This is a genomic window from Methylobacterium sp. D48H, assembly GCF_053345715.1.
Window position 1 is genome coordinate 57,918 of sequence record NZ_JBKFAP010000028.1, and the last position, 6,248, is coordinate 64,165.

The 6,248-nt window shown below is 65.8% G+C and carries 4 protein-coding genes and 1 riboswitch; of the genes, 2 read left to right on the forward strand and 2 right to left on the reverse strand.

The window, feature by feature from the left end:
- Positions 1 to 5: 5 nt before the first annotated feature.
- Both ACLBX8_RS27450 and ACLBX8_RS27455 read right to left on the reverse strand, forming a co-directional pair.
- On the reverse strand, positions 6 to 2,006 hold the full coding sequence (locus ACLBX8_RS27450; protein WP_447700908.1) for a TonB-dependent receptor plug domain-containing protein: 2,001 nt from the start codon (positions 2,004 to 2,006) through the stop codon (positions 6 to 8).
- 119 nt (positions 2,007 to 2,125) lie between these two features.
- A riboswitch (cobalamin riboswitch) is annotated at positions 2,126 to 2,334 on the reverse strand.
- Positions 2,335 to 2,630: 296 nt separating this feature from the next.
- A complete protein-coding gene (locus ACLBX8_RS27455; protein WP_447716129.1) occupies positions 2,631 to 3,707 on the reverse strand; it encodes a catalase family protein in 1,077 nt (358 codons plus the stop codon).
- Between the two features lie 244 nt (positions 3,708 to 3,951).
- On the opposite strand from ACLBX8_RS27455, the gene ACLBX8_RS27460 reads away from it, so the two are divergent.
- Both ACLBX8_RS27460 and ACLBX8_RS27465 read left to right on the forward strand, forming a co-directional pair.
- Complete coding sequence (locus tag ACLBX8_RS27460; protein ID WP_447700909.1) at positions 3,952 to 5,034, forward strand: catalase family protein; 1,083 nt, start codon at positions 3,952 to 3,954, stop codon at positions 5,032 to 5,034.
- A 399-nt stretch (positions 5,035 to 5,433) separates the two neighbouring features.
- On the forward strand, positions 5,434 to 5,928 hold the full coding sequence (locus tag ACLBX8_RS27465) for a cupin domain-containing protein (RefSeq protein ID WP_447700910.1): 495 nt from the start codon (positions 5,434 to 5,436) through the stop codon (positions 5,926 to 5,928).
- Positions 5,929 to 6,248: the final 320 nt, after the last annotated feature.

The window sequence follows — 6,248 nt, forward strand, 5'->3', positions numbered from 1 at the left end:
CCATCTCAGAAGGCCGTGAGGCGCACGCCGCCGTAGGCGGCGAGGCCCGGGCCGAGATAGCCGGTCGGGTTCTCGTAGCGGCGGTCGAACAGGTTATCGACCCGGACGAACAGGCCGACGTTCTCGTTGATGTCGTAGTTGGCCGACAGGTTCACGACCGTGAAGCCGGGGTTCTTTAGCCGCGGCACTGAGAAGTCCCGGTTGCCGTCGACGAACGGTCCGAGCACGATCAGGGTCCCGGTGATGGTCAGGCCCGGCAGAGGGTTCCAGAAGACGTTCGCGCTGCCCTTATGCCGGGGCCGGCGAAGCAGCTCCTGGTTGGCGATCTCATCCTTCGAGACCGTGTTGGTGTAGTCGATCCGGCCCGACAGCGTGTCCGTGAACCGGACCGAGACGAAGGCTTCCGCCCCGTAGGTCGTCGCCCGTCCGACGTTGACGTTCGACGTGAAGGTCGCGTTGGTGTTGATCAGGTTCCTGAAGTCGTTCTGGTAGTAGGTCGCGCCGATGAGCACGCGCTCGCCGAGCGGCTGTTCCAAACCGCCGTCGAACCCGAAGCTCTCCTCCGGCTTGAGGTTCGGGTTGCCGAAGAAGTTGGACGCTGGGAAGTTCTGGTAGAGCTGGCTGAGGGTCGGTGCCTTGAAGCCGGTGCCGACACTGCCCTTCAGGCGCGTCTCGGTGCCGGGCAGGATGTAGCTCGGCGCGACGCGAAACGTGGTGGCGGGGCCGAACTGGTCGTTCTCGTCGTGGCGGATGTTGACCACGAGGGCGGCGCGGTCGAAGGGCGTCAGTTGCACCTCGCCGTAGCCGGCTGTGTTGCCGTTGCGTGCCCTGAGGGTGCCGGCACCGAATGCGTTCGGATCAATCGTCAGCAGGCTCTCCTCGTCTCGCTGCGCTCCGAACAGGACGAGGTTGCCGGGCGAGAGAAGGTAGTCGCCACGATACTCGTAGCGCAGGCGCTCGCCGAGGCCGGTCGTCGGCTGGATGGCGAACGGGTCGTACTCGTTCTGCTGCTGGCGATTGAACAGGTTCGAGTAGTTGATCGCGAAGATGTTGTGAAAGCCGACAATGGGCGTCCATTCGGCCTCGTTGCGGGTGTAGAGCTGCTGCACGTCGGCGGCGCTGCGGACCGCGGACGGAAAGGCCGGGAAGGTGCTGAAGTCCGTGCCGGTGAACAGCAGGCGCGAATTGATGAACCGCGTGGTCGAGTTGACCCGGAACGTGTCGGTGAACTGGTAGCCGAGCTTCGCCGAGACCGTCTCGTTGTCGTAGTAGTTTGGGTGGATCGGGCGGCCGAAGGGCACGAGGTCGCGCGGCGTGACCGGCGTCGCGGCCGCTCGGAAGTGCTGGATCGACACCGAGTAGTCGAAGCCGTCCTGCGCCCCGCTGATGCGGCCGAACTGGTTGAAGGTACCGAACGATCCGCCCTCGGTCCGCAGGGTCACGCGCGTCGGCCCCTCGCCCCGCTTGGTCGTGAAGGAGATCACGCCGCCGATGGCGTCGCTGCCGTACAGGCCGCTCTGCGGCCCGCGCAGGACCTCGATGCGGGATAGGTCGTCGGTCAACAACTGACCGAAGTCGAACGAGCCGTTCGGGTTTGAGGGGTCCGTGGCGTCGATGCCGTCGATCAGGACCTTGGTCTGGTTCGAGTTCGCGCCGCGGATGAACACCGAGGTCTGCCCGCCGGGGCCGCCCGTCTGCACCACGTTGAGGCCGGGCACCTGTTGCAGGGCGTCCGGCACGGTGCGCCGTTGCTGGTCTTCGAGCACGCGGTCGGTCAGGACCGTGACGCTCGAACCTGTGGCGGCGATGGGCGTCGGCAATCCGGTGGCCGAGACCGAGATCTCGGCGAGGCTGACCGCGGCCTCGGCCGCAGCCGCTTGCCGGGGGGCATCGGCGAAGGGAGCGGCCACCTGCTGGGCCAGGACCGGCGAGGCAGAAAGAACCGCGCTGCCGATGCAGGACGAAACGAGCGCACGCCTGAGCGCGGGAGAGAGGAAGCAGGACAAGGGACGGCCTCGGGTGACGGCTGTGGCACGTCACCGCGAACGAGGCCTCGGCGGCCGCGTCCTCAAGGGAACCACGGCGCCGCGACACCTCCCAGGACACCCCGCCCGGCAAGCTCCGCGTGTGACCACGGCTGACGGCAGGTCTCCTGGCTCGCGGGTCGTCGCCCTCTCATCGTCTTCCCGGGCGAGGCCGCCCAGTGACGTCGTGATGAAGGACTCGCCGCTTACAGTTGCGGGGGCAGCCGCGGCATCGGCCGAGCCCTCACGGGCGTGACCTCACCGCGTTCCCTTTTGATCCCCGAGGGGAACCGTCACACTCAAGCTAGGCTGCGATGCGTCCATCCGTCAACGCAGGGAAACACCTTGTTCAGATGTGTGGCGTTCGAGGGGAGGCAGTCGCTTCTTCGATACCTCATGCGTAAGTGGCCGCGGGGCGCCTAAGAGCCCGATCCCGTCGAGGCCGCCTTCAGCGCGACGCCAGGCGCGGCTACTACTCGTACACACGTGCATGTCGGCTCAGGGTGGGTTTCTGCCTGTCTGGTTTTGAGCGGATTAGCGGTGAAGCAGACATCGCCGTTGTGCTCGATCTGAGATCTGCAGCATCTGCAACTTCAGGATGTCTCTTCAGCGCACCGCACTCGGCTCGTGGAGCGGGCAGCGGTTGAACCGCTCACGGAACTCGGCCGAATGCCGATAGGGGGCGTTGCGGGCGCGGTTGATGTTGCCAAGAGGTCGGTGCGCTGCGAGGCCTGTCCACACGCTGAACCGCATCTCCTCGTCCACTGCCTGGACCCGTGCAGGGTCCCAACTGTCCTGCGGCTGAACCTGGACAATCCCGACCCGCTGGAACGGTGCCTCGTCCTCCTTCCACTCCACCGTCGGGTCCTCGACCGGCTGGCGCTCAAGGTCGCGACAGAGCTGCACGCGGAATTCCCACTCGCCGGCGATGCCGATCATCTCAGACTGTACGGTTTCGCGGATGGCGTTCGGGCGGCCGGAGGCATCGATCTCGGTGCCGGTCAGGGCGGTCAGAGCTGGCGCGACGGGGGCCAGCGAGAACTTGGCGATGTAGGCGCCATACCGGAACGGGGTCAGGCTGTAGTAGGTCTCGCCGAGCGGATCGACATTGGGCGCGCCACCGAGAGAGCCGATGGTGGGGCTGTCGATGCCCACCGCATGCAGGGCCTTGTTGACCCCGCGCAGGACCGTGGAGGCGGCGACCTTCAGCCCCTCGGCGCGGTCCGTGGTGCCGGCCAGCAGCTTGAGGCTGCCCAGAAACTTCTCGGCGTTCGGTGCCTGGAACACCTTGCCGTTGACCATGATGAAGTTCTGGGTCGTCCCCTCCGCATCCGGCAGGCGCTCGCCGTCGACGTCCAGCACTTTGAGGGCGAGGCCTCGGGGCAGGGAGACCGCATCGGGAAGGATGTCGCCGGCGTTGGTCGACAACCGCATGTAGACCTTATGCTGGCCGGGAGTGGCGAACAGGCCCTGGGCCAGCTCGGGGGGCAGGCCCGCATCGATCGTCAGAGCCCCTTCGAGGATGCCATGCGACTTCGCGTGGACCGAGCGCACGGCATGGCCCGAATGCTCCGCGACCCGGTTCAGGATCTTATCGAAGGTCTGGTTGAGCTGCTCGATGGTATGCCCTTCGTCCGGCAGCACCGCCTCGACGTCGGGAGTGTATCGCACCGGTGATCGCAAGGTCTGTCTCCCGCTGACGGCCAGGACCGAACGCCCGCTCACCCGGCGACGTTCCGGGTTGTGCGGCATTCAATCGCCCATGAACTAAGGTGGGGAACGGCAGGGGGCCGGCGCGGCTTGTCTCCAATGCGGTCTTTCTCTCTGCCAAGGCGTGGCCATGATCCGGCAGCCTTCGGACCCCGCGTCCCGATCCTAGCCTTCGTGCAATCACCCCGCAGGCGGACGACACGTCGAGGATACGCCGATGACATTCCTTCGCTACGCCCCCGACATCGAGACGCCCGCCCCGGACGAGCAGAAGTCCATCGACGGCATCATCCAGGGGATGACCCAGCAGTCGCAGGTCGTGGAGAAGCGCGAGCACCGCGCGGTGCGCGCGAGCCACGCCAAGAGCTCAGCCTGCGTCGTCGGGGAGTTGGTCGTTCCGGAGAACTTGCCCCCGGAACTCGCGCAAGGCCTGTTTGCCAGGCCGGGTACGCACAAGGTGGCGGTGCGCTTCGCGCAAGGGCCTGGGGAGATCCTGGGCGACCGGGTATCGACCCACCGCGGCATGTCGATCAAGGTCTTCGGGGTGCCGGGCGAGAAGCTTCCCGGGCACGACGTCGATACTCAGGACTTCGTACTCGCCACCGGCACGACCTTCCCGTCGGGCACCGCGGCGGGCTTCCTGCGCGACGGCACGGTCATCGGGAAATCGACTGGCTTGCCAGAGGGCGTGAAGAGTGCCGTCGCGGCCACGGCCCGCAACCTCAACCGAGTGCTGCACGCGTTCGGCACCGAGAGCGCCTTGGCCGATTTCCTCGGCCATCCCTACAGCCATCCGCTCGCCGACAGCTACTTCAGCCAAGCGCCGATGCGCTTCGGCGACTACGTCGCCAAGCTCGGGGCGGTCCCGGCTTCGCCTGCCCAACGGGACCTCGCCGAATGGCGGCTTGATCCGCACGGGGACGAGGATGGCTTCCGCCACGCGGCGGCGGCGTTCTTCCGCGACAACGAGGTGGTCTACGACCTGAAGGCGCAGCTCTGGGCCGACGCCGAGCGCCAGCCCATCGAGGATGCCTCGGTCGACTGGCCGGTCGCGGTCAGCCTGTACCGCACGGTGGCGATGATCCGCCTGCCCCGGCAGGACGCCTATTCTCCCGAGCGGGTCCGCTACTTCGACGAGGTGATGACCTTCCGTCCCGCGCACAGCCTGGCGGCGCACCAGCCGCTGGGTTCGGTGATGCGGGCGCGGCTTCAGGTCTACCAGGCGCTGAGCGATTTCCGCCACCGGGAGAACGGCGTGACCGCCGAGAACACCGCATCGCCGGAGAGCATCCCGGCCTGAAACGGACTCCTTCAGCGTCTCGGATGGACCGACAGCAGTCCCGTCAACATAAGGGACGCTGAAAGCCTCGACGATTTCAGGAGGGGCTTCGGCCTCGGCACGGCGGAGGCGGGACCAGCTACGTGGCTTGCGCCTTCGGATGGCGCCTTTTGCCGAAATTACCTGTACTTTACAGCATATTCACAAGCAACGGCCGCACAACATGCGACTACTGACAACTGGAGGCCAGTCTTACAGGAAGTATTTCACCGAAGGCTTGATCAACGATCTAGCCGACGCGTCCTTTGCGCGCATTGCGGGTGAGCGAGACGATGGCCCTCAACACCGCCAGGGTAGCCGAGACTCGATTGTGCGCTAACTGGTCGTCGAGCCTGTCGCGAACGGGCGGGGGGACGATCCATGACCAAACGCCTTCGGACCATCGCCACCGGTCTCGCGGCCTTGATCGTCAGCACGGGCGCGGGCCTCGCGCAGGACCATGGGACGCACGGCGCGGTTACGCTGCCGGATGCCGCGAGCGCGACCTACCAACCGGGTCCGCCGAACCTACCGAAGGGCACGCAGATCAGCATGGTCTCAGGCGATCCGAGCAAGCCCGGCCCCTTTGTCCTGCGGGTGAAGTTTCCCGCCAATACGGTCATCGCGCCCCATACTCATTCCGAAGTCGAGACGCTGACGATCCTCTCGGGCTCGATCTATCACGAGCACGGCACGACCATCGACAAGGCGAGAGGCAAAGAGCTGCGCACGGGCGGTTTCGTGTTTCTGCCCAAGGACATGCCGCATTCGCTTTGGACCACTAAGCAGCCGGTAGAGCTTCAGGTGAATGGCTCTGGACCCTTCGGTCTGAACTACATCAACCCCGCCGACGACCCGAGCAAGTCGGTTCAGTAGATCTGGTCCCTCGTACCAAACGCCTCATCCGAGATGCCCGCTACGACGGACACTGCGCCCGCAATGGCCCCTCTGTCGTGTTGAGGAGGCGCTGCTATTCGGCCGCGTCGAGGAGTCGGAGTAGACTGCAGATCCGTGCTCTATCCTCCCGTCCATCTGCGCCGGCCTGAGACCGTCTACTCAGGGTGGATTACCGCCTGTCCTGTGTGGATGGCTCCCGCATTGCAAGTGGCGAATTGAGCTTCTGACGCGTTGGTCGGGTGCAGTCTTGTGTCCGGCCTTTCGATGCAGTCGTTCATGTTGACCGCTGGCCCTGATGG

Excerpts from the sequence above, each read along its gene's own strand:
- ACLBX8_RS27465 (WP_447700910.1), top strand. The coding sequence starts at position 5,434 with ATGACCAAACGCCTTCGGACCATCGCCACCGGTCTCGCGGCCTTGATC.
- ACLBX8_RS27460 (WP_447700909.1), top strand. The coding sequence starts at position 3,952 with ATGACATTCCTTCGCTACGCCCCCGACATCGAGACGCCCGCCCCGGAC.